The 25103-nt window shown below is 62.3% G+C and carries 24 protein-coding genes and 4 tRNA genes; 10 read left to right on the forward strand and 18 right to left on the reverse strand.

Annotated features, from left to right (window positions below; translation table 11 throughout):
- Positions 1-143: 143 nt before the first annotated feature.
- The 3 genes from G3480_RS17585 to G3480_RS17595 form a co-directional block, all read right to left on the reverse strand.
- Positions 144-219: transfer RNA gene (locus G3480_RS17585), tRNA-Thr, on the reverse strand.
- A gap of 38 nt (positions 220-257) precedes the next feature.
- Positions 258-331, reverse strand: a tRNA-Gly gene (locus G3480_RS17590).
- A gap of 108 nt (positions 332-439) precedes the next feature.
- Positions 440-524: transfer RNA gene (locus G3480_RS17595), tRNA-Tyr, on the reverse strand.
- A 217-nt stretch (positions 525-741) separates the two neighbouring features.
- Here G3480_RS17595 and G3480_RS17600 point away from each other — a divergent pair.
- Positions 742-2082 (forward strand): UDP-glucose dehydrogenase family protein, encoded by a 1341-nt coding sequence (locus G3480_RS17600; protein ID WP_164655199.1) that lies wholly within the window; start codon positions 742-744, stop codon positions 2080-2082.
- Between the two features lie 206 nt (positions 2083-2288).
- On the opposite strand, the gene G3480_RS17605 is transcribed toward G3480_RS17600, so the two are convergent.
- On the reverse strand, positions 2289-3770 hold the full coding sequence (locus G3480_RS17605; RefSeq protein WP_164655200.1) for an OmpP1/FadL family transporter: 1482 nt from the start codon (positions 3768-3770) through the stop codon (positions 2289-2291).
- A gap of 510 nt (positions 3771-4280) precedes the next feature.
- The gene (gene pth / locus G3480_RS17610; protein WP_164655201.1) at positions 4281-4865 is read right to left on the reverse strand and encodes an aminoacyl-tRNA hydrolase; all 585 of its coding nucleotides are present in this window, start codon (positions 4863-4865) and stop codon (positions 4281-4283) included.
- Here pth and G3480_RS17615 point away from each other — a divergent pair.
- Complete coding sequence (locus tag G3480_RS17615; RefSeq protein ID WP_164655198.1) at positions 4749-5072, forward strand: hypothetical protein; 324 nt, start codon at positions 4749-4751, stop codon at positions 5070-5072. The genes pth and G3480_RS17615 overlap by 117 nt on opposite strands.
- A gap of 199 nt (positions 5073-5271) precedes the next feature.
- On the opposite strand, the gene G3480_RS17620 is transcribed toward G3480_RS17615, so the two are convergent.
- From G3480_RS17620 to G3480_RS17640, 5 genes are all read right to left on the reverse strand, one after another.
- The gene (locus tag G3480_RS17620; protein WP_164655202.1) at positions 5272-5886 is read right to left on the reverse strand and encodes a 50S ribosomal protein L25/general stress protein Ctc; all 615 of its coding nucleotides are present in this window, start codon (positions 5884-5886) and stop codon (positions 5272-5274) included.
- A 168-nt stretch (positions 5887-6054) separates the two neighbouring features.
- On the reverse strand, positions 6055-6993 hold the full coding sequence (locus tag G3480_RS17625; RefSeq protein ID WP_206171774.1) for a ribose-phosphate diphosphokinase: 939 nt from the start codon (positions 6991-6993) through the stop codon (positions 6055-6057).
- Positions 6994-7049: 56 nt separating this feature from the next.
- Positions 7050-7124: transfer RNA gene (locus tag G3480_RS17630), tRNA-Gln, on the reverse strand.
- A 67-nt stretch (positions 7125-7191) separates the two neighbouring features.
- A complete protein-coding gene (gene ispE, locus G3480_RS17635) occupies positions 7192-8106 on the reverse strand; it encodes a 4-(cytidine 5'-diphospho)-2-C-methyl-D-erythritol kinase (RefSeq protein ID WP_164655204.1) in 915 nt (304 codons plus the stop codon).
- Entirely contained in the window at positions 8103-9887 is a 1785-nt protein-coding gene (locus tag G3480_RS17640) for a tetratricopeptide repeat protein (RefSeq protein ID WP_164655205.1), read from the reverse strand. Before G3480_RS17640 ends, ispE begins: the two co-directional genes overlap by 4 nt.
- Before the next feature lie 393 nt (positions 9888-10280).
- Between G3480_RS17640 and hemA the strand changes: the two genes are divergently transcribed.
- Genes hemA through prmC form a run of 3 tightly spaced genes read left to right on the forward strand, consistent with a single transcriptional unit; the run spans position 10281 to position 13506 of the window.
- Complete coding sequence (gene hemA, locus G3480_RS17645) at positions 10281-11555, forward strand: glutamyl-tRNA reductase (RefSeq protein WP_164655206.1); 1275 nt, start codon at positions 10281-10283, stop codon at positions 11553-11555.
- Positions 11552-12631: a peptide chain release factor 1 gene (prfA, locus tag G3480_RS17650; protein ID WP_164655207.1), complete on the forward strand. Its 1080-nt coding sequence runs from the start codon at positions 11552-11554 to the stop codon at positions 12629-12631. The genes hemA and prfA overlap by 4 nt, the downstream gene beginning before the upstream one ends.
- Positions 12631-13506: a peptide chain release factor N(5)-glutamine methyltransferase gene (prmC, locus tag G3480_RS17655; RefSeq protein WP_164655208.1), complete on the forward strand. Its 876-nt coding sequence runs from the start codon at positions 12631-12633 to the stop codon at positions 13504-13506. The genes prfA and prmC overlap by 1 nt, the downstream gene beginning before the upstream one ends.
- Before the next feature lie 23 nt (positions 13507-13529).
- Here the strand turns inward: prmC and G3480_RS17660 are convergent, their stop codons facing one another.
- Positions 13530-14267 carry a lysophospholipid acyltransferase family protein gene (locus G3480_RS17660; RefSeq protein ID WP_164655209.1) on the reverse strand — a complete coding sequence of 246 codons (738 nt, stop codon included), beginning with the start codon at positions 14265-14267 and terminating at the stop codon, positions 13530-13532.
- A gap of 176 nt (positions 14268-14443) precedes the next feature.
- On the opposite strand from G3480_RS17660, the gene G3480_RS17665 reads away from it, so the two are divergent.
- Positions 14444-14854 (forward strand): hypothetical protein, encoded by a 411-nt coding sequence (locus G3480_RS17665; protein WP_164655210.1) that lies wholly within the window; start codon positions 14444-14446, stop codon positions 14852-14854.
- A 306-nt stretch (positions 14855-15160) separates the two neighbouring features.
- Here G3480_RS17665 and G3480_RS17670 read toward each other — a convergent pair whose 3' ends face one another.
- Positions 15161-15940 carry a Uma2 family endonuclease gene (locus G3480_RS17670; RefSeq protein ID WP_164655211.1) on the reverse strand — a complete coding sequence of 260 codons (780 nt, stop codon included), beginning with the start codon at positions 15938-15940 and terminating at the stop codon, positions 15161-15163.
- A 725-nt stretch (positions 15941-16665) separates the two neighbouring features.
- On the opposite strand from G3480_RS17670, the gene G3480_RS17675 reads away from it, so the two are divergent.
- Complete coding sequence (locus G3480_RS17675; protein WP_164655212.1) at positions 16666-17406, forward strand: HesA/MoeB/ThiF family protein; 741 nt, start codon at positions 16666-16668, stop codon at positions 17404-17406.
- 493 nt (positions 17407-17899) lie between these two features.
- Complete coding sequence (locus G3480_RS17680) at positions 17900-18436, forward strand: hypothetical protein (protein WP_164655213.1); 537 nt, start codon at positions 17900-17902, stop codon at positions 18434-18436.
- On the opposite strand, the gene G3480_RS17685 is transcribed toward G3480_RS17680, so the two are convergent.
- The 4 genes from G3480_RS17685 to G3480_RS17700 form a co-directional block, all read right to left on the reverse strand.
- Positions 18431-19051 carry a thiol:disulfide interchange protein DsbA/DsbL gene (locus G3480_RS17685; RefSeq protein ID WP_164655214.1) on the reverse strand — a complete coding sequence of 207 codons (621 nt, stop codon included), beginning with the start codon at positions 19049-19051 and terminating at the stop codon, positions 18431-18433. The two genes, G3480_RS17680 and G3480_RS17685, sit on opposite strands and share 6 nt — an antisense overlap.
- Before the next feature lie 48 nt (positions 19052-19099).
- Positions 19100-20008 carry a 4-hydroxybenzoate octaprenyltransferase gene (ubiA, locus tag G3480_RS17690; RefSeq protein ID WP_164655215.1) on the reverse strand — a complete coding sequence of 303 codons (909 nt, stop codon included), beginning with the start codon at positions 20006-20008 and terminating at the stop codon, positions 19100-19102.
- Positions 20009-20300: 292 nt separating this feature from the next.
- Complete coding sequence (locus G3480_RS17695; RefSeq protein WP_164655216.1) at positions 20301-20696, reverse strand: type II toxin-antitoxin system death-on-curing family toxin; 396 nt, start codon at positions 20694-20696, stop codon at positions 20301-20303.
- Positions 20693-20920: an AbrB/MazE/SpoVT family DNA-binding domain-containing protein gene (locus tag G3480_RS17700; protein ID WP_164655217.1), complete on the reverse strand. Its 228-nt coding sequence runs from the start codon at positions 20918-20920 to the stop codon at positions 20693-20695. Before G3480_RS17700 ends, G3480_RS17695 begins: the two co-directional genes overlap by 4 nt.
- Here G3480_RS17700 and G3480_RS17705 point away from each other — a divergent pair.
- Positions 20919-21140 carry a hypothetical protein gene (locus G3480_RS17705; RefSeq protein WP_164655218.1) on the forward strand — a complete coding sequence of 74 codons (222 nt, stop codon included), beginning with the start codon at positions 20919-20921 and terminating at the stop codon, positions 21138-21140. The genes G3480_RS17700 and G3480_RS17705 overlap by 2 nt on opposite strands.
- 9 nt (positions 21141-21149) lie before the next feature.
- Here G3480_RS17705 and recG read toward each other — a convergent pair whose 3' ends face one another.
- A complete protein-coding gene (gene recG / locus G3480_RS17710) occupies positions 21150-23264 on the reverse strand; it encodes an ATP-dependent DNA helicase RecG (protein WP_240905890.1) in 2115 nt (704 codons plus the stop codon).
- 71 nt (positions 23265-23335) lie between these two features.
- Here recG and G3480_RS17715 point away from each other — a divergent pair, with 71 nt between their 5' ends.
- Positions 23336-23752, forward strand: coding sequence for a secondary thiamine-phosphate synthase enzyme YjbQ (locus G3480_RS17715; RefSeq protein WP_164655219.1), 417 nt, complete (start codon positions 23336-23338; stop codon positions 23750-23752).
- 15 nt (positions 23753-23767) lie between these two features.
- On the opposite strand, the gene mltB is transcribed toward G3480_RS17715, so the two are convergent.
- Positions 23768-24859: a lytic murein transglycosylase B gene (mltB, locus tag G3480_RS17720; protein WP_164655220.1), complete on the reverse strand. Its 1092-nt coding sequence runs from the start codon at positions 24857-24859 to the stop codon at positions 23768-23770.
- Positions 24860-25103: the final 244 nt, after the last annotated feature.

The raw sequence follows: 25103 nt of genomic DNA on the forward strand, positions 1-25103 counted from the left end.
GTCTTGCCGTGGTCGACGTGACCGATGGTACCGACGTTGACGTGAGGCTTGCTACGCTCGAATTTTGCTTTGGACATGAACGGCTCCCCGCATGATTCAAACCGACCTGAATGCGCCGTAGCGCACGCGAATCCAAAAAACAATGGAGCCCATGACCGGAGTCGAACCGGTGACCTCACCCTTACCAAGGGTGTGCTCTACCAACTGAGCTACATGGGCCAAATCTATCTTTGCCACAACGTCGCAAGCGTGCGACTTGGAGCGGGTGATGGGAATCGAACCCACACCATCAGCTTGGAAGGCTGAGGTTCTACCATTGAACTACACCCGCAAGCTAACTGGTGCGACCGCACTTCGCGCAGTCGTACCGGATGCTGCCAACAGCACCGCATCTGACTTCAAGCACGGAGAGCCGAGATCGGATGCACATCCGTGATACTGGTGGAGGGGGGAGGATTCGAACCTCCGAAGGCTGAGCCGTCAGATTTACAGTCTGATCCCTTTGACCACTCGGGAACCCCTCCAAATGAGCGGCGCAGTATAGGAGGCTACCTGAAGCTAGTCAACCACTTCGTGCAGGTCGACCGACGCCAGCCGCTCCTTCACCATGATCAGTGCCGCCCAACGGCATGGAAGGCAGCCGAAACGCAACGCGCAACTGCTGGCCTTAACAGCTGTTATCATTATGGATTACCTAATAGTACCTAACAGAACCCTTGTACTCGGGGAGATTTTAACGCGATGGATGTGACGATTTTTGGCAGCGGCTATGTCGGACTGGTCACCGGGGTCTGTCTCGCGGAGGTTGGCAACAACGTCCTCTGCGTCGACGTGGACCCCAAGAAGATCGACTTACTCAACAGTGGCGGCGTCCCCATCTACGAACCCGGCCTCGACGAACTGGTCCAGAAGAACCGCGAAGCGGGGCGCCTCAACTTCACGACTGACGCCGAGGCAGGCGTCAAGCACGGCCTCTTCCAGTTTATTGCCGTCGGCACGCCCCCGGACGAGGACGGCTCGGCCGATCTGCAATACGTCCTCGCCGTCGCCCGATCCATCGCCGAGCACATGGACACCTATCGCATCTTGGTCGACAAATCGACAGTGCCCGTAGGGACGGCGGACAAGGTGGCCAATGAGGTTCGAGAGGTACTGAAGCGCCGCGGTACTGACCTCGAATTCGACGTCGTCTCCAACCCAGAGTTCCTCAAGGAAGGCGCCGCCATCGACGATTTCATGCGGCCGGACCGCATCATCGTCGGCACGGACAACCCCAGAACGGCCGAGTTGCTGCGGGCACTCTACGCGCCCTTCAACCGCAGCCACGACCGCCTCATCCACATGGATATTCGCTCGGCGGAACTGACGAAGTACGCCGCGAATGCCATGCTCGCCACCAAGATCAGCTTCATGAACGAACTCTCCAACATCGCCGAGACCGTCGGCGCCGACATTGAGAAGGTCCGCGTGGGGATCGGCTCGGATCCGCGCATCGGCTACCAATTCATCTACCCCGGCTGCGGATATGGCGGTTCTTGCTTCCCGAAGGATGTCCGCGCCCTCGAGCAGACGGCGCGCGCGCTGGGCTACGACCCCCAACTGTTGCATGCGGTCGAGGCCGTCAACTTCCGCCAGAAGACACTTATCTTCAACAAGATTCATCAGTGGTTCGACGGCGACCTGAAGGGGCGCGCTTTCGCCATCTGGGGCCTCTCCTTCAAGCCGAACACCGACGACATGCGCGAAGCCTCCAGTCGTGTGCTCATGGAATCCCTTTGGGACGCTGGAGCGAGCGTGAGGGCCTTCGACCCGGTCGCGATGGAGGAGACGCGGCGAATCTATGGAGAACGGCCCGACCTTGTCCTGACGACCGATGCCATGTCAGCCGTCGAAGGCGCCGACGGCCTGATCATCGTGACCGAATGGTCTGAGTTCCGCAGCCCCAGCTTCGAGGCAATCAAAAAGGCCCTCAGTTCACCAGTCATCTTCGACGGGCGCAATATTGTCGACGGAACGCTCGCACGCGCAGCTGGACTCAGCTATCTGTCCATCGGAAGGGCACCCTTAACGCCCGACGCCTAGCGCAGGCCCACCCCTCAACTCACGACGGGGCAGGGGCAGGGATGCCCCGAGTCTCCGCCAGTCGAAAGCGGACAACTGACACCCGCAGTTGACCTGCACCCACCCTTACCGGGCCTTCGCAAGAAGGGGCGCAAACCGCGCCCCCACGCCTGCTCCGGTTCTTGTCTGCGGCGAAACGACATCCATGTCGATGATCGGTCGCGACCTCAGAAGCGGTGATTCCAGCCCACAGTGATCTCGACCTGCTCCATGTAGAGACTGCCCGACTGTGTCTGCGTCAAGGCCGGACTGCTTCCGTTGAAGGTCTCCTCCGGCATATAGGCCAGCGAGAGCGCAAACTCATCCGTCTTGGTCGCCTGATAGGCCGCACCCAGGGTTAAATGCCAACGGACGGTCGCCGGAGCCAGAACATTGAAGATACCCTGGCTATCGGTCTTCAGGAAGTCCGTGTTGTAACTAACACCCGCCAACAGGCTCAGTCGCTCATTGGGATCGTATCTGACACCCAGCTTCAAGATGTCCATGCTGCTCCACCCGAACCCCACACCGCTGTCACCACCCAAGCAGTAGGAAGGCCTGAGGCTCGTCCCTTGACAAGCGGACAGGTCGACATCGTTGGAGTTCGCGATGGCACCGGTCTCATCGTAAAAGATATGCTGGTAGTCGAAGGCCAAGGTCAGGTTGGGCTGCGCCTTGTAGGCCAATCCCAAGTTGAACATCGCAGGGATATCGAAGGACCCGCCGTCGGCGAAGAGACCGGCATAGTCATCGAGCTTGGTCATCCAAATCGTGCTTCGGTAGGATGCGCCGAGGGCAAGCTGATCCGTGACCTGACCGTACCAGCCGAAGTGGAGGCCGGCTCCATAGCTGTAGTCCATGCCGTTATTGCTGACCTTATCCGGATGGACGGACATCTGCCTGAAGGGCTCTAGACCGGTCGCCTCGAAACGCTGAATGGCGAAGACGGGCGCAATACCGATCGACTGCGCACCGCCCCCAAGCTTCATCGTGTAGGGGATCTCGATGAAGAGCTGCTCGAGGTTGATTCCGGTCGGCGTCGTCGCCGTAAAGATACCATTGGGGTTGCCATTGACCGTCCCGTCGACCTCCGCCGTGACCGGCATGGGCGCCCCCGAGGAGAAGTCGAAATAGGGCCCGACACTCCCGTCCGGGTAGGGACCGACCCGCTGATTCGGATAAACGGCGAAATTCTCGAATACGGCGCGATCCTTGTACTTCGTGTTCATGCCGCCGTTACCGAACACCGAAATACCAATGGTGGTATTAGCCGTCAACTGTTGGTTGTAGCCGAAGCTTGGGATCAGAAACCAATCACCACTGCTATCGTACCGACCCGGCGTCACGAAACCGCCGGCTGGCAGGGTAAAGGTGCCATTCTCGCTCTGAACCTGCTGGGTCGCATAGTCGTTGTTGGCCTCGTAACCGCGCGGCGAGGGACTGAAGAATGAAACGCCAACATCGAAGCTGTTCCCGATAAAGGCCATCCCCGCCGGATTGGTCGCGCTCACCAAGGTATCCTGCGGAAGTGCCGTCGCCACGCCCGCCATCGCCTTAGAGCGCGTACCCCAGCCATGCGAGAAATAACCGTTGGTCGCGAAGACGCTGACCGGAATCGCGCTCGTGGCTGCAATCGCAACGACGAGCGAGCGCCGAATTCTTATGCTCATACGAATGAAAACCCCTCCTCAAAACATCTCTTACTAGGCGCATAGACCTAGCTTATTCATGGCCGACCCGATCAGGCCAAGCACTTAAGCGTCGCGTCTGTACAGATAGCAGTCAATGGTGGCAAACACCTAGTGCGACATCGATCTCTTGTCTTGCCCCATGCAACTCGACAACCAAGTTTTCGAGTCGCGAACTGAATCAAGCAACATGAGACTCTTGATTAAAGCCCCTAGTTACAACAAGGTTACAGCCGCAACTTCTCCTGATGTTCTGCCTCGAGAGCATCCCTGTCAAAGGAATTCGATTCACAGAAAATTCGAATTTAATTGTTTTCTAATGACTTCGAATCGAAAAGCTTCGGCGGGTCTGATCCCCGGAGCTGCTGCAAGACACCAAACATAGGCGGACGAGAACACCCTGAGCACAGACGCCAAACAGGGGATGCCGAGCAGGCAAATCGGACGGAGAGCGGAGAGCGGGAAGTCAGCTTGCGCCGCAAAATGACGAGATTATCGCTGACGATGAAGGCGGTTCATCGCCAACTGGAACTGCGCGGCCAGGAGGTCCGGCAGGCTGCGCTCGGCATCGTCGAGCGCATTGTGAATGAACCCCTCGTCTTCCTCGGAGGGGCGGCCGAGCACATAGCCGGTCACCAGGGTCTTATCGCCAGGATGCGCGATCCCAATGCGCAGCCGCCAAAAGTCTCGCGTACCGAGCGCTGCAATGGTGTCGCGCAGACCGTTGTGCCCGGCATGCCCGCCGCCCTGCTTCAGTCGCACGGCGCCGACGGGAAGATCGAGTTCGTCGTGGGCGAGCAGAATCTGCTCAGGAGGGATATCGAAATAGCGCGCGACCGCAGCAACGGCGAGGCCGCTGCGATTCATGTATGTCGAGGGCTTCAGGAGCCTCAGATCGGCGCCACCGATCGACACACGACAGAGATCGCCGTGCAATTTAGGCTCAGGCCGGAAGGACTCATGACAGTGGCCGGCGATCGCATCGACGAGCCAGAAACCAACGTTGTGGCGAGTCTGCTCGTATTGCGCGCCTGGGTTGCCCAGACCGACGACGAGGCGGATGCCAGCATCTGCCATGTTTGCCCCTTAGATTCCATAGAGAGCGGATTCAAAATCGAGAGCGGATTCAAAGGCGCGGGAGCGGCATCTCAAACAAGACACCACCCAGCCCGCACCTCCTTCATCCTCATTCCGGCGATTCAAACCGCGACAACACAAAGGACACGAATGAAAAAACCTGCCCTGCGCAGGCGCGCCACCCAGAGGGCCTCGATCATCTTCTGATCGAACCGCGCGGTCGGTTGGAGCGGCGCCCTCAGGTCGCTTTGCCCGAGGATGCGCAGTGCCTAGTCAACCAACTGGGCGGTTCGATAGTCAACGCCCTTAGAGGGTGAGCCTCAGCGCCGGGACACGCCATTGACATCCCTTGTGCGGGTTGCGGTTCAACTGAGCCTATGAGGCTCAGTCACCCTAGGATCAGCCATCAACCCTCGGACTCGCCGCCCTCTTCCGCCTCTTCATCGCCGCCACTGCGCGCACCATGAATGACGACCACAGGCTCGTCCGGATCTGGGGCATGAGCAAGCTCAACCCCTGCTGGGAGCTGAATCTCCGACAGATGCACGATGCCACCCACATCCAGCTCAGTCATGTCGATCGAGATGAACTCAGGCAGATCCTTGGGCAGACAGCTGATCTCGATTTCGGTCAGGTTATGGGAGATCACACCGCCCATCTTGACGCCAGCGCACTTCTCTTCATTCACGAAGTGCAGCGGGACGACCATCTTGAGCTTCTCGTCCTGAGACACGCGCATGAAATCGGCATGCAAAATAAAGGGCTTGGCAGGATGACGCTGCAAGTCTTTCAAGACAACCTTCGTGCCCGCGTCACCGATCTTGAGATCGAGGACGTGGGAGTAGAAGGCCTCGTGCTCGAGATGCTTGAGCAGCTCATTGTGCGAGACCGAAATGGCCTCCGGCTCCTTATGAGCCCCATAAACGATTGCAGGCACCAGCCCCTCGCGGCGCAGGCGGCGGCTCGCACCCTTCCCTGCAGCTGCGCGCGGCTGCGCGACGACTTCGAAATCCACGCTCATTGGCGTTCTCCACATTGAATTGAAGCGAAAATCGCATTGAAACGAAACACGCCGAAACCCCGCGACCAGGATTTCGGCGCTCTAGCTTGGACTGCCGATTGGGCCAGCCTTAACGCAGGGAGCGGAGCAAGGCCGCGACGCTAGGCGACCCATCCGCTCCGACGCGGATCAATCGACGAAGAGCGAGCTGACAGACTCTTCGTTGGAGACCCGACGCATGGTCTCGGCAAGTAGCTCGCCGATGCTCAATTGTCGGATCTTGCTACAGGCCGCAGCCTGAGGACTCAGCGGGATCGTATTGGTGACCACCAGTTCGTCGAGCTGAGAAGACGCAATGTTGTCCACAGCAGGCCCGGAAAGCACCGGATGAGTACAGTGCGCAGCCACTAGGCGAGCACCATTCTCCTTCAGGGCCTCGGCCGCGCGGCAGAGCGTGCCGGCCGTATCGACGAGGTCGTCGATGAGGACACAGGCGCGACCTCGCACATCGCCGATGATATTCATCACCTTGGCTTCATTGGCACGCGGGCGCCGTTTGTCGATGATGGCGAGATCCGCATCGTCAAGACGCTTCGCCAACGCCCGGGCCCGAACCACGCCACCCACGTCCGGCGAAACCACCATGAGGTCTTCATACCTCTGACGCCAGACGTCACCAAGAAGAATCGGAGAGGCGTAGACGTTATCGACTGGAATGTCGAAGAAGCCCTGAATCTGATCGGCGTGCAGATCCACGGTCAACATCCGGTCCGCGCCCGACTGACCAATCATCTTTGCGACCAGTCTCGCCGTGATCGGCACGCGCGCGGAGCGCGGGCGGCGATCCTGCCGGGCGTAGCCGAAATAGGGAACCACTGCGGTGACGCGCTTCGCCGACGCCCAGCGTAAGGCGTCGATCATCACCAGCAGTTCCATCAGGTTATCGTTCGTCGGCGCACAGGTCGGCTGTACGACGAAGACATCTCGGCCGCGCACGTTCTCCTGGATCTCAGCCATGACCTCGCCGTCACTGAACTGGCCGACGACGGCCTTGCCGAGCGGAAGACTGAGATGAGCGGCGATCTCCGCTGAGAGACCCGGGTTAGCATTCCCGGAAAACACCATCATGTGGCTGGCAGGCACGGGGGCATTCCTGTCGGCGCGGTCGAGCGAGCGCGGGAAATTGGCTGGGGTGCCAGGATTCGAACCTGGGAATGCCGGGATCAAAACCCGGTGCCTTACCACTTGGCGACACCCCAAGAATTCTGGAAATTAATCTCGTTCTGCGCGAGCAACCGGAGTCGAGCGCGCAGCTCTAGTCGAGACTCAGCATCTGCCTGTCTTGACCAGGGATTCAGCATCCATTCGGTCCAGCAAAGGGGAGCGGTTACGCCCCTGGGCGACGAAGCCCGCCATGTCAGACGGCAGTTGCGCGAGCGACCCCAAGGCATCGTCCTGACTGCCGAGCACTGCGAACACGCAGGCCCCTGTTCCGGTCAAACGCCCGCCCCAGGCTGCAAGCAGCTCAAGCGCGGCGCCGACCTCTGAATACTCGCGACGCACCACGGGGAGGCAATCGTTGACCGCATCTCCGCCCACGAAGTCGGCTAGTGTGATGAGATTGGAGTCTCTTGTCAAATCAGGATGCGAGAAGACGTCCTTGGTCGAAACCGCGCACGCAGGCACCAGAACCAAGTACCAGGGCTCCGGAAGCTCCACGGGATCCAGCCGCTCGCCCACGCCCTCGGCCCAAGCCGCGCGCCCTCTGACGAATACAGGCACATCAGCACCCAAGGGCAGCGCGATCTCGGCAAGCTCATCCTCGCTGAGGCCCGTGCCCCAGAGCTGATTGAGCGCCACCAGGGTCGTCGCCGCGTCCGAGCTGCCGCCGCCGAGACCGCCGCCCATCGGAAGGTACTTATGGCAGCGAATGTCGACACCCAAGGGACAATGGCTCGCCTGCTGGAGCGCTCGCGCCGCCCGGACGGTCAAGTCGTGCTGCTCGGGGACACCCGCCAGGTCGCCGACCCGCAGTATCCGCCCGTCATCACGGACATCGAACCACAGCCGATCGCACCGATCGATCAGCTGAAATACAGTCTGCAACTCGTGATAACCGTCGTCGCGCCGGCCAACGACCCGCAGCATGAGGTTGAGCTTCGCGGGCGCCGGCCAGGCATCACCCCAGCCCGAGCCGTCGCCCCAGATCGCCTCCACGCCCGCCTCTCCGGGTCCATTCATTTCGCCGGCCTCTGGACGGCAGAGCTGGCCGAGTCCTCGGTCCGGGATACGCTGTGCCGCCCCACAACCTCATGCAAATACGCATGATCCGGATAGGCTTTGATCGCTTGATCCCAGACGGCCCAAGCGTCCGCACGGCGACCGAGCGCCCAAAGGACCTCGCCCAAATGCGCCGAAATCTCGCCGTCCTCCATCTCTTCGGCGGCCCGCTGAAGGTAGTCGAGGGCCGTTTCGAAATTCCCGAGCCGGTAGTTGACCCAGCCCATGCTGTCCAGAATCGCGGGCTCGTCCGGCTTGAGCGCATAGGCGCGCTCGATCAGCTCACGCGCCTCCTCGTAGCGCGTTGTCCGGTCGGCAAGCGTGTAGCCGAGCGCGTTCAGGGCATCGGCGTGATCAGGCTGCGCCTCGATGATGCGCCGCAGATCCTGCTCGCCGGCGTCGATCTTCCCTTGCTTGACGAGGTAGAGGCCCCGCGCATAAAGCAAGCTAGTATGATCGGGAAAACCGCTCAGCGCCGCGTCATAAACGGCCAAGACATCGTCCGGACGCCCGACCTCGTCGAGAATCTCGGCCTCGACCATGAAGAGCGGGACGGCATTTTCGGGCGACTCGCTTCTCAGGCGCTGCAGAATCTCACGCGCCTGAGCGACCTCACCCCGCTTGGCCTTGAGCAGAGCGATCCGCACCTGCGCATCGTCACTGTTCGCACCATCGACCCGCCCGTACCAGTCGAGCGCGGCGGGGACGTCTTCGGCCTGCTCCGCCGTCTGCCCCAGGTAAAAGGCCGCCTCCCCCTTGCGCTCACCGGTCTCGTAAAGCCGAGTGAAGTAGAGTCGGGCACCGTCGAGATCCTCTAGCTGGAGCGAAAGGATGCCCACGGCGAAGAGCACGTCCGGCTCCTTAGGCTGGTTGCGCAGCATGCGCTCGAAGACATCGCGCGCCGTGGTGAACTCTTCTTCCTCCACCAGGAACTGGCCGTACAGCATCCGCAGCGCATGGTCATCCGGGCTCGCGCTGACGAAACCCTCGAGCAGGACACGGGCCTCGTCGCGTTTATCCTCGGAGATCAGCAGACGCACCAGAAAGAGGCGCGGCGCATTCCACTCGGGCCGCAGCTCCATCGCTCGACGCGCAGCCTCCTCGGCAACATCGAGTTCGGACGCACTGGCGGCGACCATCGCTAAGGAGTGCTGGGCTTCGGCGCGATCCGCATAGCGCTCCGCCAGCGCCTGCATCATGGAGACACGCTGCTCCGAGCTAGGCAAGCGAGCCAGGATCGCCGCCGCCTTGGAGAAAGCGACCTCATCGTTGTCGCCGGATAGATCGACGAGCCGCCCTAGGTGAATCAAAGCGCCCTCTTGATCTCCGGCCTTGATCCGCACGAAGGCCGCGACCTGATGCGCCGATGAGGACTCCGGATCGATTTCGAGCCACAAACGAATCCCGCGATCTGCGGACGCCGAATCGTCCGCGCTGATGGCCGCCCTGACCGCAAGCTCGGCCATCTCGGTCGAGCGGGTCAGCTCCGCCGCGCGGTAGTAGTGCTCGAATGCCGTCGCCAGATCACCGCGCCGCCCGGCGATCTCGCCAACCAGCACGGCATAGATCTGATCCGGGCGCAGTCCGCTCGACGGCGCCTGCTCGACGGGAGGCGGACTGCTTGACCCTGCGGCAGCTGTCTGCGACGGCACGACCTCTGTCAGCGCGGCCGCGCCCCCGGCGAAGAGGAGTAGAGCGGAGGCCAGGCCGAGCGACGATGAGAGGCGAATTAGAAGAGGCATAATATTGAATCCGGGGATGAGGTTCACCGAGAACCGGGCTTAGGCGCCAGGCTCGAGTATACCCAAGGGGTTGAAAGGGCATCAAAACATCGCGAGTCCTCCGCGGCCGTCCGCCTTGGTGGATCGCCTTGACGGACAGGCCTTGCAGGTGAGCCAGATCAAGGCGACGCCATCTTGATCATGGGCGTGATGAATATCCTAGGCATCATTCCAGCAAAAAAATTGGTAGCATTACGCTGTTTTACATCCTGAGCCAAGCTCAAGTGATGACGATGAAATCAAGCTGGGGTTGACTGAAGGCAGCGCTGTCGCGCGTAAGTCTCGCATCTCGGCGCAGACGCCGTTCGTCAATGCCGTCACATCATCCACCTTCAAGATCACTACGAATCAAACATGAAGCTGCTTGTTCTCGGACTCAACCACAAGACCGCCCCGGTCGACATCCGCGAGCGATTGGCCTTTGGTCCGGACATCATCGCCGGCGCGCTGCGGGACCTCACTGGCTGCAACAGCGTTTGTGAAGGCACGATTCTCTCCACCTGTAACCGCACCGAGATCTACGCGGCCGTCCATGATGGCGCCGAAGAGGAGATGCGCCGCTGGCTGAGCGGATTCCACGGCCTCGAGCATGAGCGGGTCGATCCCTTCCTCTATGCCCACGCGGACCGTGATGCCGTCACCCATCTGCTACGCGTCTCGAGTGGACTGGACTCGCTCGTGCTCGGCGAGCCGCAGATCCTGGGGCAAGTCAAAACGGCCTACCAGACGGCCGTGGATTGCGGTTCCAACGGCAAGCTACTCGGCAGGCTCTTTCAGCACGCCTTCTCGGTCGCCAAGACCGTGCGCACGGAAACCGCGATCGGCAGCAGCCCGGTGTCGGTGGCCTTTGCCGCCGTCAACCTGGCCCGGCAGATCTTCAGCGACCTGTCCCAACAGACGGCCCTGCTCGTCGGCGCTGGCGAGACCATCGAACTCGCCGCGCGCCACCTGCACCACAATGGCGTTGGCCGCATCATCGTGGCCAACCGCACGGTCGAGCGCGCCCATGATCTTGCCGCGCAGTTCGACGGCTTCGCCATCTCCCTAACCGAGATCGCCAACCACCTGCCGGACGCCGACATCGTCATCGCCTCCACCGCAAGCCCCCTGCCCGTGCTCGGTAAGGGTACCGTGGAACGCGCCCTCAAGAAGCGCAAGCATCGCCCCATCTTCATGGTCGACATCGCCGTACCGCGCGATATCGAGCCCGAGGTCGGCGAGCTGAGCGACATCTACCTCTACACCATCGACGACCTCCAAGAGGTCATCGACGAGAGCCTGCGCTCCCGCCAAGCCGCCGCCGAGCAAGCCGAGGAGATCATCGGCTTCCACTCCGGCGAGTTCATGGCCTGGATCCGCTCACTCGACGCCGCGGGCCTCATTCAGGACTACCGACAGCGCGCTGAAGAACTGCGCGACGAGGTTCTGGCCCGCGCCCAGCGCCAGGTCGAGGCCGGCAAGCCGCCTGCCGAAGTCATCAACTTCTTGGCGCACACCCTCACCAACAAGCTGCTGCATGCACCCAGCTCGCGGCTGCGCCAGGCGGCGCGAGACGGTGACGCGGGCATCCTAGAGGCCGCAAATGAGCTCTTCCAGCTCGAGCAGACGCGCACCCACAGCAATCCATGAACCCATCTATCCGTGCCAAGCTGGAGCGCATCTCGGAGCGCTTCAGCGAGGTCATGGCGCTGCTCGCCGAGCCCGAGACCCAGGCAGACACGGATCGATATCGTGACCTCAGCCGGGAATACGCTCAGCTTGACCCGCTGATCACCTGCTACCGCAAGTATCTCGCCGCCGAGGAAGCTGTCGCGGCCGCCGAAGCGATGCTCGGCGACCCCGAGATGGCCGCGCTCGCCAAGGAAGAAATTGCCGAGGCGAGCGCACGACGGGAGCAGCTCGAGCCAGAACTCCAACAACTGCTCATCCCACCGGATCCCAACGACCAGAGCAATGTCTTTCTGGAGGTCAGGGCCGGCACTGGGGGCGCTGAGGCCGCGCTCTTCACCGGGGACTTGCTGCGCATGTACATGCGCTATGCGGAGCTGCTCGGCTGGCGTACCGAGCTGCTCTCAGAGAGCCCCGGCGAGATGGGCGGCTACAAAGAGGTCGTCATCCGCATCAGCGGCAACGGTGTCTACTCGCGCCTCAAGTTCGAGCCCGGCGCGCACCGCGTGCAGCGTGTCCCCGAGACGGAGTCTCAAGGCCGGGTTCATACCTCGGCATGCACGGTTGCGGTCTTGCCCGAGGTCGAATCGATCGACGCCATCGACATCAATACCAACGACCTCAGGATCGATACCTACCGCTCATCGGGTGCGGGCGGCCAGCACGTCAACAAGACCGACTCGGCGATCCGCATCACCCATCTGCCCTCGGGCATCGTCGTCGAATGCCAAGAAGAGCGCTCACAGCACAAGAACCGCGCCAAGGCCATGGCGCTGCTGCATGCAAAGCTCCTCGCCGGCGCCCGCGAGAGCCAGGCCTCCGAGCAGTCGGAGTCACGCAAACTCCAGGTCGGCAGCGGCGATCGATCCGAGCGCATTCGCACCTACAACTTCCCGCAGAATCGCCTCACCGATCACCGTGTCAACCTCACGCTCTACAAGCTCGACGAGGTCATGACCGGTCAGCTCGACCAGGTCATCGACCCCTTGCTCACGGAATACAGAACGGAGCAGCTCGCTGCGATGATGCAGGGCTGATGACGCGGGCCGCAACATCAGGCCCGCCGGTCGGGCAGATCCTGCGGGCCGCGGCTCAACGCCTCGCCGCGCTTCCGGAGAGTACGCCCAGACTCGAGGCCGAGCTTCTGGTCTGTGAAGCCACCGGCTGGTCTCGCACGACGCTGATCGCCTGGCCCGAGCGCGCGCTGAGCCCAAGGGCCGCGAGCAGACTGGACGCACTGCTGCAGCGCCGCCTCGCCGGCGAGCCGATCGCCTACATTCGCGGGCGGCAAGCCTTCTGGACATTCGAACTCAAGGTCACGCCGGCCACGCTCATCCCGCGCCCCGAGACCGAACTCCTGGTCGAGACCGCGCTCGCGCTGCTGAACGACCGCACTGGACTTGATTTGGCAGACTTAGGAACCGGGTCCGGCGCCATTGCCGCCGCGCTCGCCAGCGAGCGACCCGACTGGCACCTCATGGCAACCGACCGCTGTCCCGCAGCCCTCGCCGTTGCCAAAGAGAACTTCCGCGAACTCGGCCTGCATCGCATCGCCGTCATAGGCTCCGACTGGCTCGACGCCATGGCGCCTGAAAGCCTGGATGTCATTCTGAGCAATCCGCCCTATGTCGCCGCTGGAGACACCCATCTGCAACGCGGCGATTTGAGGTTCGAGCCCTATGGCGCGCTTTGCCCGGGCGGCGACGGGCTCGACGACATCCGCGCCATTGCTAGCGCAGCACCGCGTTGCTTACGACCCGGCGGCCTGATTGCCGTCGAGCATGGCTTCGACCAAGGAGCGGAAGTCCGACGCATCTTCGCGCATCACGGACTTGAACATCCCGAGACGCGGGTCGACCTCGCCGGCCTCGACCGCATCACCCTTGCCTGGCGCACCGCAAGCAGGCGCTGAGAACGACGCTGCCGCCGCGAGTTTCAGGTCTGCTCGAGTTCCGCAAGTGCCGCCCGAATCCACTGCTCCGTCTCGGCAATCAGCGCCTCAGGCCCGGCATCACAGTCAATCGGCGGCCCGATCCGCAGCTGAATCCGCCCCGGCCGCCGCAGGATCGAGCGGGCCGGCCAACAAGACCCGGCGTCATGCGCGATCGGCAGAACCCGCCGACCCGCATGACAAGCCAGCTTGGCACCTCCTGCGTTGAACCGACCGATCTGACCGGGCGGCTGCCGCGTCCCTTCCGGAAAGATGAGCACGCTGACCCCATCATCGAGACGACGCTTACCCTCTCGCAATATGGACTTCATCGCCTGCACGGGCTTACGCCGGTCGATCGCAATCGGCTGCAGCAGCGCCAGCCCCCAGCCGAAGAAGGGCACCCAGAGCAGCTCGCGTTTGAGGACCGTAACTTGAGGAAAGACCAGCAGTTGGAGATAGAAGGTCTCCCACTGGCTCTGATGATTCGCCATGACGACGACCGGCTCGTTCCGCGGAATGTTCTCGCGTCCCGAGACCTCGATCTGCACGCCATTCAAACGGCGCAGCAGCCACATGCTCGCCCGCGTCCAAAGATTGACAAAGCGGCTGCGCTGCTCGAAGCGCATCAAGGGCGCGAGCAAGACGCTGACAAGGCTGTGTAGAATGCCCAACAGGTTGTAGAGCAGAAAGAATGTCAGACTCCGCAGCCAGATTTCAGGAGTGACTTCAGGTCGATGCATACTTGGTCGCAAGGCTCCTTGGGGATGTCCTAAAACCGAAAGAAGATTCAGCCGAGCGGAAGACTCGGCGCAAAAATTATAGCTTTCCGCGCATGAGCGAGTTTTTGTCAATGCTGCGCACGAAGGGGCAAGATACGGGTTGATTATTTCCAGCCCCGGATTAGCATAACGGTGCTATGGACATTTCCGACTCAGAGCGCATCAAACAACGCGTCATCGTGTTTCAGGAAATCCATCCAAATCCCAACCAGGCGGAAACAGCCGCACTTTTCCTGGTCGAGGTGGATGGGATCCTCAACGCGGCGCCTGTGTCACCCGTGGTGCTTCACGTCCATTACGACGTCATCAAGACCACCCTGCATGAGATCGAAGAAGCCCTCACCGAGCTTGGCCTGCACCTCGACACAGGCCTCTTCAACCGCCTGAAGCGCGCCTTGCACTACTACACCGAGGAAACCGTCCGCGCAAATTGCGGCTGCGACTGCTGTGACGTCAACTGCACCGACAAGCTCTTCGCCAAACGCTACGAACTCATGGAGCACGGCTGCCGCGACGAGCGCCCGGAGCATTGGCGGCGGTACTTGTAGGCGCCAGCCTCTTCAGCCTCTTGTGAGCGAAGGGCGCGGGCAGATTCCTCAAGATCAATCCACCTTCCTCAAGATCTCACCACCTAGCGGTTTTATGTAGCCAGGGCTTCCAGCCCTGGCAAACCAGGCCAGGATGGCCTGGCTACGCAGGCTTGGAGCGGCTGTTCCGGTTGATTTCGGGAAACCGATAGGTGTTGAGCCTCAAGATCAATCCGCCTCCAAGCAGTCATCAATGATCCTGCGACCCTGAGCCGGCTGGCGCACCGAACGCCAGCCCTTGACGGCAAGCCTGCGCACGCTGACAACTCAGTCAAAGAGACGCGCCGGATCCTCCACCCGCGCCGCAGCCAACAGCCACCGCCTGAGTTGCCTTGCGTCCCGACAACCGAGGATGCGCTCACGGCTGGCCGCGTCGAGCGTCAGCCCGCGATCGGCCAGCAGCGCCAGGATGGATTCGGCAATCCCTCGACCAAGCCCTTCATTCACGCCTTCATCGCGAATGGCCTCGATACTCTCATAGCCCGCACGCTGCAACAGGTTGCGCAGCATCACGCGATGACTGGCCTCGCGATCGAAGAGCGCCTCGACTGGCACCGGATTGCGCAGGATGCCGGGGGCGGTCAGCATCTCACCGGGGCCAAGCATCCGCACCGGCTGATTCGGACAACGCACCTCGACACGGCGCGGCCCCACCAGACGCACAACCCAGACCTGTTGGGTGCCGTTCGCGAGCAGTTCGGCAATCTTGTCCTCCAGTTCCTGGTCATTCTGTCCCGGACCACTGTATTCAACCGCCAGCGGCGGCACGCCAGGGATCCAGCCCTGCTCGTCGCCCGCGGCGGCAATGGCCACATCCGGCGCACGCAGCGTCCCGGGCATCGGCGTGAACCCAGCATCGACGCCGGCCCATTCCACGTCCGGGTCCGTCTCCAGCGCCCCACCACCAGACAAGTTGCGTCCCGCATGCTCGCGTCCTGACGGAGTACAGTAAATCGGATGGCCGTTACTCAGCTCATAACGATCACCCTCGTGCAGCTGATCGGCGCGAAAGGGGCCGCTCTGATTCGGACGTGATGTAGTGGACATGCGGATCTCCCGTTAAATCGCAGGCAGTGCCCTTTTCTACAGGATGTCGGCGCAGTTTAATGCTTTTAAATCAAAATCTTAAACGACAACTTATCATGTAGATCGGGGCACTAAACCTTTTTCGACAGGCCGAGCGCTTCACGGCGCGCGCGTCGCACGGGGCCAAGTTCGTCAGGCAAGCGAATGGTGTCAGTCATGTCTTACAATCTTTGCCGAAAGGCGGAACTCTACAAGTTATAACTGACATAATCACAGACTCGACTCGCGCTTTCGATTCCGGGTAGTGCCCCGATCCGAGGATGGGCTGAGCGCAGCGATGCCCATCGTGCTAAGAAAGTGCTCATCAATTGTTTCCCGATGCGAGCGATCCCGCCCGAAATCCCCCCTATCCCCCCTTTGCGAAAGGGGGGAAGTTGTTGATGGACGCTTTCTAAGGGATGGCGCTGACACCGATCCTTTCTATCAAGGCAACACCCGATTCCCGGTGCTACAGGCCTCCGCGCGGCAAGACGCTGCGGCGCACGACCTGCTCGGCGATTGCGCTAAAGGCGGTGTCCCCCAGCGGCAGTTACACCGCGGTCTGCGGCAGGATCACCGGATGACAGAACGCTGAGACCGGCTCCGCCTGGGTCACCTATCCGCAGTCGGGTTAGCGCAGCGTAACCCGAGGTTTCATGGCACACCGCCGGGCTGCGAGCCTTCCAACCGCCGATGGCTGAGAAAAGATGACAGACGACGAACTACTCCGCTATAGCCGACAGATTCTCCTTCCGCAATTCGGCATTGAGGGGCAGGAGCGACTGCGCGCGTCGAGTGCCCTGATCGTCGGACTCGGCGGCTTGGGATCGCCCGTCGCCATGTACCTAGCGGCGGCGGGCATCGGCCGCCTTCTGCTCGCCGACTTCGATGCGGTCGACCTCTCGAATCTGCAGCGCCAGATCCTGCACACCTCAGAGCGTATCGGACAGTCGAAGGTCGCTTCGGCGATCACCAGCCTGCAGGCACTCAATCCCGACGTCGAGCTGATCCCCGTCAAGCCAAGCCTAACCGACAAGAGCCTGCCCGAACTTGTCGGCCAGGTCGACATCGTGATCGATGGCAGCGACAACTTCCCAACCCGCTTCGCGGTGAATCGCGCCTGCGTCACCGCCCGCGTACCCCTGGTCTCGGGTGCCGCAATCCGCATGGAGGGGCAGGTCACTTGCTTTTCTGGACAGCCTGGCGGCCCCTGCTATCGCTGCCTCTATCCGGATGACGGCAGCACGGATGAGACCTGCTCGGCCAACGGGATTCTCGCCCCCGTCGTGGGAATCATCGGCAGCATTCAAGCCGCAGAGGCGATCAAGATCCTGACCGCTGTTGGATCTCCCCTCTTTGGCCGACTGCTCCTCCTAGATGCGTTAACCATGGAGTGGCGCAGCATAAGACTCCCCGCCGATCCCGCCTGCCCCGTCTGCGCGGGCTAGCCCGCTAAGAAAGCGCCCATTAATTGTTTCCCGATACGAGCGATCCCGCCCGAAATCCCCCCTCGCCCCCCTTTGCGAAAGGGGGGAAGTTGTTGATGGTCACTTTCTAAGCCGAGAAGCACTCCGATGCCGAGCCGCTCAGCGTCTCCTTAGGCGATTGCAGGAAAATCTCATACCAGATGGCGCCGGATCGAGGGTCATGCAGGCGTGGCAGCACCTCGGAGTATGGAACAGGTGCGATAGCGGCCCGAGGACTCGTCGCGGCGGGGCGCCGCTCCCACCCATGGAGCGACCGGCCAAACCGAGACCCTGCCTCCCGCGGCCTTGTTTCACGGCAACAGCTGATGCCAAGCGCCCTTGATTGCTATAAGGTGACAGGCGCTTTGAGCCACAAGGGCGCTCAGGACATGAAGTCAGGCGAGCACTTCTTCTCCCACGCACGCTTCGCGGTTCAACTGCGTTATCTTCGGCTAAACACAGAGATTTGCCGCCAATGCGCTTCGAAGTCAGTCCGGTCGAGATCAAGAAGGCCAATGTCCCGCACGAAATCTTCCTGACCAACCTCATCGGCAATCACATCCTCATGGCCGTCGGTCTCGGCGGACTCGCCGGCAGCTTTCCCTGGGTCATGGCGATCGTCCCAGCGACCTCCTTCACCCTGCTCTTCTATACCCTCTGGCGCGCGAGACGCTCGCTCGGGCATGATCCTTGGTACGTCATGTGCCACTGGCAGATCTGCGCCCGTCGCAGCCGGATCTTTCTCCTCATGCTCGGGCTCCTGCTGACCGCCGTGGCGCTCGGCTGGGTTGGCTACACCTATGGCGGCATGATGAAGGAGGCCGTTTGGGCCTTGGTGGCGGGAACCGGCATCCTACCGGCCATGGTCACCATCCTGGTGCTCGTCATTGTCGAGTCTGACGCGCTCTACCACGCCAACCAGGCCAAGCTGCCGCAATGGGTGGTGGAGCGCTTTCCCAATCCCGATGCGCGCATCATCCACGAAGATGAGCCTGCGCTAGACGCCTCATGATCCCGCCCGCAGCTCCTGCGTCAGCAGGCTGTCCAGCACCTGAAACATCCGCGCCTGACCACCGGCCTGGCTCGGGCCGGTCCGGTACTGACCGTTGACGATGATCGCAGGGACGCCGTCGATCCCATAGCGCTTCGACATCTCCTGGGCCTTGCGCAGCTCTGTCTCGACGAGAAAAGAGTTGAAGTCGGCGCGAAATTCGTCCTTATCGAGACCGATCTCACCGGCAAAATCGACCAGCTCGTCCTCGGTCATGAGCGGACGCTTCTCTTCATGAATGGCCCGAAACAGCGCCTGATGAAAGGTCTCCAGCTTTCCCATGGCCTGAGCGGCGTAGAAGGCGCGGGCGTGAGCATCCCATCTGCCGCCGGTTGCGGGCATACGGCGGAACTCAGCGCCTTCCGGCAGCGACTTGAGCCACTCGCTCAGGGCGGGCTCGAGATGCCAGCAATGCGGGCAGCCGTACCAGAACACCTCCAGCACCTCGACCTTATCGCCGGTCTCCGTCGGCTGCGGCTGTAACAGCCTGGTGTAGTCGATCCCTTCATCGAAAGCCCAAGCCTGTGCGGTCAGCACAAGGCCCAGCAAGACACGCGAGAGAAACGAGACAGACATCAAAGACTCCTGTCGATTGAGGCACGCGGCAGCGCATCAGACCGATCATCAGTGCAACAGGGCGTAGTCGAGCATCAGTCCGATGAAGACCGCCATGCCAAAGTAGTTGTTATTCAAGAACGCTTGAAAGCAGAGGGCAGGCTCGCGATTGCGGATGAGGTACTGCTGATAGACGGCCAAGACCGCCGCCGCCAGCAGCCCAAGGTTGTAGGGCAAACCGCGCCCCGCCTCCTGCCCAACCCAGTAGAGCATGCCGAGCATCAGGAGCTGCAGCACAGCCACAATCAGCCGATCCCACCGGCCGAACAAGATCGCGGTCGACTTGATGCCGATCTTGAGGTCGTCCTCGCGGTCCACCATGGCGTACTGAGTATCATAGATGAGCGCCCAGATCAGCGTCGCGGCGAAGAGCACCCAGGCGTAAAAGGGGATCATCCCCGTAACGGCAGTGAAGGCCATTGGAATCGCCCATCCAAAGGCGGCGCCAAGAAAGACCTGCGGCACGTGGGTGAAACGCTTCATGAAGGGATAGATCATGGTGAGCAGCGCGGCGATGACGGAGAGCGCGACGGTCTGCCAATTCAGCTGCAGCACCAGCGCGAACGCCAGCAGGCAGAGCACGACGAAGACGCCCACGGCCTCTTTCGCCGTGACCTCCCCGGTGGCGAGCGGACGCTGACTGGTCCGGGCCACGTGACCGTCGAAATCGCGATCGGCGTAGTCGTTGATGGCGCAGCCCGCAGAGCGCATCAGCACCACGCCGAGCACGAAGATCAGCACCACACTCCAGGGCGGCGCCCCATCACCAGCCAGCCAAAGCGCCCAGAGCGCGGGCCACATGAGCAGGAAGATACCGATGGGCCGATGCAGCCGAACCAGCAGATAGTAGCTGTAGAGGCGGTCGCGCCAAGTCGCGGGGCGCCGCGGTTGTTGGACTTTAAGCTCGGGAACGCTCATGTCGTTCTCTGACGGGAATCGATTGATTTGAGATGGGCTCGCATGGCGCGTGATTATGGCATAGGCCCGAACGGATGACCCCAGCTGACATGCGCGCCCCAGATCTCGACCACCGAGTACCAGATTCCAACCTTGATCGTCGGATCACCCGGTCGGTTGAGTCGGCACCGCGCATCCTTCAGGCAAAGCGACGTGCGAGCGACGCCCCGCCGGGGTCGGCGAGCAGCAGTGCGCGGAGGGTCCTCGCGAGGGCACTCTTGGCGGCGTGAGTCATGGATCTGCTCTCAAAGCCTTAATCATCATCGATCCCTTCGACATGGTCTCGCAGCCACTGTGCAAAGGCGTCCTCCGGGATCTTGCCCGCCGCCAGGTCGAGCACGGCCTGGGTCGCCGCCGCCTCGGTCGCTGTCAACGACAAGCCATTGCAGGCAAGAAACACGTAGGCAGCCATGAAGCCCGAGCGCTTGTTGCCGTCTACGAAAGGATGGTTGCGAATGATGCCGGCGGCATAGGCCGCAGCAAGGTCGGCAAGATCAGGCTCGCCATAGGTGAGGATCTGCCGTGGACGTGCCAAAGCGGATTCCAGCAACCCGACATCCCGGAGCCCCGAGGGTCCGCCATGATCCGCCAGCAGACGCTCATGGATCGACAGCATGACATCCTGTCTGACCCAAACCGGCTCGCTCATTCCGACAGGGCCTTGAGGGTGTTGCGATAGCGGCGCATGCCTTCTTCGGCAACCTTCATCTGGCGCTCGAAGTCGGGTTCATAGGGCGTCAAGCGATAGCCGCCTTCAGGGGACTCGGTGAGGATCACCCGATCACCGTCTTCGAGGTGCAGACGATTCAGCGCCTCGCGAGGCAGACGCACACCCAGGGAGTTACCGACTCTGACGACTTTCAGTTCGATCATGATGGCGCTCAACGGCTGTAATTATCGACGTAATTACAGCCGCTTTCGGCACATCATACAAGCACCCATCGGGGCGATACTCAGAGACCACAGCACGCATCAGGGACCACAGCGCGCGGTCAGCCTGGTCGACGGTGAGGGTGCCAAAACCCATGCGCGACTTGACCCGCGCGCGGGTCCGCTCAGCCTACTGCGCCCACCGAGCGCGCGGTTGGACTGAAATGCCGCGCTAAACCTGACCATAGCTCTCGCGGGCGCCGAGCCAGCGATCGATCAAAGGCTCGACCAGCTCAGGGTGGCGCGCGAGGATGACATCGGCCGCGCGCTGCGCCGGCGCGGTCAACTGCTGATCGCGGACGGTGTCCGCCACGCGAAATTGGATGGCGCCGGTTTGGCGCGTTCCCAGAACCTCACCGGCCCCGCGGATCGCGAGGTCTCGCTCGGCGATCTCGAAGCCGCTGGTCGAGCCGCGGATGATGCCGAGACGCTCACGCGCGACCTCTGAGAGTGGGGCGTGATAAAGCAGCAGGCAATGACTCTCCACGCCACCGCGCCCGACGCGGCCGCGCAGCTGATGGAGCTGCGCGAGCCCAAGGCGCTCGGGGTTCTCGATGATCATGAGGCTGGCGTTGGGGACATCGACCCCCACCTCGATCACGGTCGTCGCCACCAGCAGATCCAAGCGACCGGCCGCGAAGTCAGCCATCACGCGATCGCGCTCGGCCGCCTTGAGCCGTCCATGCACCAGCCCGACGCTGAGGTCAGGCAGGCCTTCGCTCAGCTGCCGCGCCGTGTCCTCGGCCGCCTGACACTCCAGCGCTTCAGACTCCTCGATCAAGGTGCAAACCCAGTAGGCCTGACGCCCCTGTTGGCACGCCAGCATGACCCGTTCAATGACCTCGTCGCGACGCGTATCCCGCACCGCAACGGTGGTGATTGGGGTCCGCCCCGGCGGCAGCGCGTCGATGACGGAGAGATCGAGATCCGCATAGAGGGTCATGGCCAGCGAGCGCGGGATGGGTGTCGCGGTCATGATGAGCTGGTGCGGGGCGGCACCGTCGCGACCACGCTTCTCGCGCAGCTTCATGCGCTGATGGACACCGAAGCGGTGCTGCTCGTCGATAATCACCAGGCCGAGATCTTTGAACTCGACCTGGTCTTGAAAGAGCGCATGGGTACCAATGACGAGCTTGGCCGTACCCGAGGCGATGGCCGCCAAGCGCTCCGCCCGCTCAGCCCCTTTATGGCGACCGGCAAGCCAGAGCGACGCGATGCCGAGCGGTTGCAGCCATGCACTGAGATTGCGCATGTGCTGCTCGGAGAGGAGTTCGGTGGGCGCCATGAGGGCGACCTGGAAACCCGCCTCCAGCGCTTGCAGCGCGGCAAGCGCGGCAACGATGGTCTTGCCGGAGCCGACATCACCCTGCAGCAGGCGCTGCATCGGATGAGGCCGCGCCAAATCCGTCGCAATCTCGCGCACGACACGCGCTTGCGCCGCGGTCAAGGCGAACGGCAAGGCCGCGCACAGCCGCTCGCGCAGCGTACCGTCGCCGACCAAAGTCGGCGCCGAGACGCGCTGTTGAGCAAGCCGCAGCCGACGCAGGCTGACCTGATGCGCGATCAACTCCTCGAAGGCAAGCCGCAAGAAAGCGGGATGACGCCGTTCCAAGAGGTCGTCCAGACTCGCCTCGAGCGGCGGACGATGGAGATAGCTCAGCGCCTCGCGCAGGCTAGGCAGGCCGCGCGGTGCGATAACATCCTGCGGCAGCAGCTCGACCGGACTCTGGCGCTCCAACAGCGCGAGCGCTTGCTCGATCAGCCCACGCCAGGTCGCCTGCTGCAGTCCTTCGGTCGAGGGATAGATGGGAGTCAGACCTGGCTCGGTCTCGTCGGACGCATCGCCCTGGATGCGGTACTCCGGATGAATCATCTCCAGCGAGGCCGGCCCCTGCCTGACCTCGCCATAACAACGCAGCGCCGCGCCGACCTTCAGCGCAGCCGCCTGCTGCGCGGAGAAGTGGAAGAAGCGCAGCAAGATGCGCCCTCCCCCGGCGTCCGCCAGCGACACCTTGAGCGAGCGGCGGCGCCCCATGGCGATCTCGGAATCCTCAACGACGCCTTGGATCAAGGCCTCTGAGCCAAGACAGAGATCGGCGATGGGAACCAGGCGGGAGCGATCCTGATAGCGGACGGGCAAATGGAAGAGCAGGTCCTGAACGCTGCGGATACCGAGTTTGGCCAGACGCTCGGCCACCTTGGGACCAACGCGCTTCAGGGATTGGACTGGAAGCCCGTCCAGTCCTAGCGTCTCTGCAGATGGCTGCGCTAACCCAGGTTGTGTCAAGATTTTCGTCTTTGCTCTAATGCTGCGAATGCTCGAGCCAGAAGTCGACCCGACCGAGAGGAATCAAATCCATGATGGTTCAACACAGCTTGACGGTCCAGACCGGCGGACGCGGAACCTATGAGATCACCCGAGAGGTCCGCGAACAAGTCCGTGATGCCGGCGTTAGCACCGGCCTTTGTCACCTCTTCGTCCAGCACACCAGCGCCTCGCTCGTGGTTTGCGAGAACGCCGACCCAACAGTCCGCCGCGATCTCGAGGCCTTCATGGCGCACCTGGTCCCGGACGGCGACCGCCTCTTCAATCATACCGACGAAGGGCCAGACGACATGCCCGCGCACCTGCGCGCCATCCTCACCAACATGGACCTCACCATCCCGGTCCGCGACGGCAACTGCGTGCTCGGAACCTGGCAGGGCATCTACCTCTACGAGCACCGAACACACCCACATCAGCGCCGCATCACGCTGACGATCAGCGGCGAATAGCCCCGGGCTCCGCGACTAGCGCGTGGAGGAGATGCGCGTCCCACTGGGCCCACCCTTACGGGCACGAATCGCCTGGGCCAGCTGGTAGACCGCCATGGCGTAGTAGTTACTGTGGTTGTAGCGCGTGATGACGTAGAAGTTCTTCAGCCCGATCCAATACTCATAACCGCCGCGCGCGTCCAACCTGATCAAGCTCACCTGACCCGTCCGCCCCACCGAACCGACCGGAGAGATGCCACGGCTGCTCAGCTCACCCAAGGAGTAGCTCGACTTGAAGCCCGCCTTCATCGCCTCGGCGGTCCCCGGCGAGGAGACGCGTGCGCGCACCGCGACCGGCTCGCCCGGCTGCCAGCCGTGCCGCGCGAAATAGTTGGCGACACTGCCGATGGCATCGCCCGGATTCCAGAGGTCGCGGTGCCCGTCGCCGGTATGATCCACGGCGTAGTCATGGAAGCTGGACGGCATGAACTGGCAGAGCCCCATAGCACCGGCGAAGGAGCCCTGGGGCGCGAAGGGATCAAGCCCCTCATCCCGCGTCATGATGAGGAAATTCTCCAACTCGCCCGAAAAGTAGTCGGCCCGCCGCGGATAGGCGAAGGACAGCGTCGAGAGGGCGTCGATGATGCGCGTCTTACCAACGAAGCCGCCGTAGCGTGTCTCGACCCCGATGATGGCGACGATGTACTCGGGCGGGACGCCGTAGCGCGATGCCGCGCGGGAGAGCGCTGCTTCGTTCCGACGCCAGAAGCTCACACCATTGTCGATGGATTGGTCGGTCAGGAACTTGGCGCGATAGCGCGTCCAGGCACCGTTCGGACCCGTCTTGCGGCTAGGTGCCTGGCGGTCCATGAGATCGATGATCGACTGCTTACGCTGCGCGCCAGAGATGATCGCGGCGGTGCGATTCGGCGGGAAGCCTTGTCGCTCCATGCGCTGAATAAAGGCACTGACACCAGGCGACCCGGCGAAATCCCCGCTGACATTCGCGGTCGCGGACGCCGGAATAGCCCGATAGGCGGAGTTGGGGGCGTCTCTGGTGCTGGTGGATCCACAGCCGGCGAGGATCCCGAGGCAGCCGAGGGCGAATAGAGTCGAGAGGATGCGCATGACGAAGATGCCCGATTATTTGAGTGCTTGGCCCAGTATTCTATGACAGCAACTCAAGAAAGCAAACCAAGCCGCTCATTTACCTAGAGGTTTCTCAGGAAGAGGCCAATCGAAAACGCGGCGTCCGCGCCGCTCGGAAAGACCAACGCGGCCTAGATCATCGCCCGATCCAGCCGCACGCCCGGTGGGAGCGGCGGCCCCCCCCGCCCCCGGCCCCCAAGCCGCCGCGGCGCCGGCCCCCCAA

Source organism: Thiorhodococcus mannitoliphagus (assembly GCF_010915725.1).
GTDB lineage: Bacteria > Pseudomonadota > Gammaproteobacteria > Chromatiales > Chromatiaceae > Thiorhodococcus > Thiorhodococcus mannitoliphagus.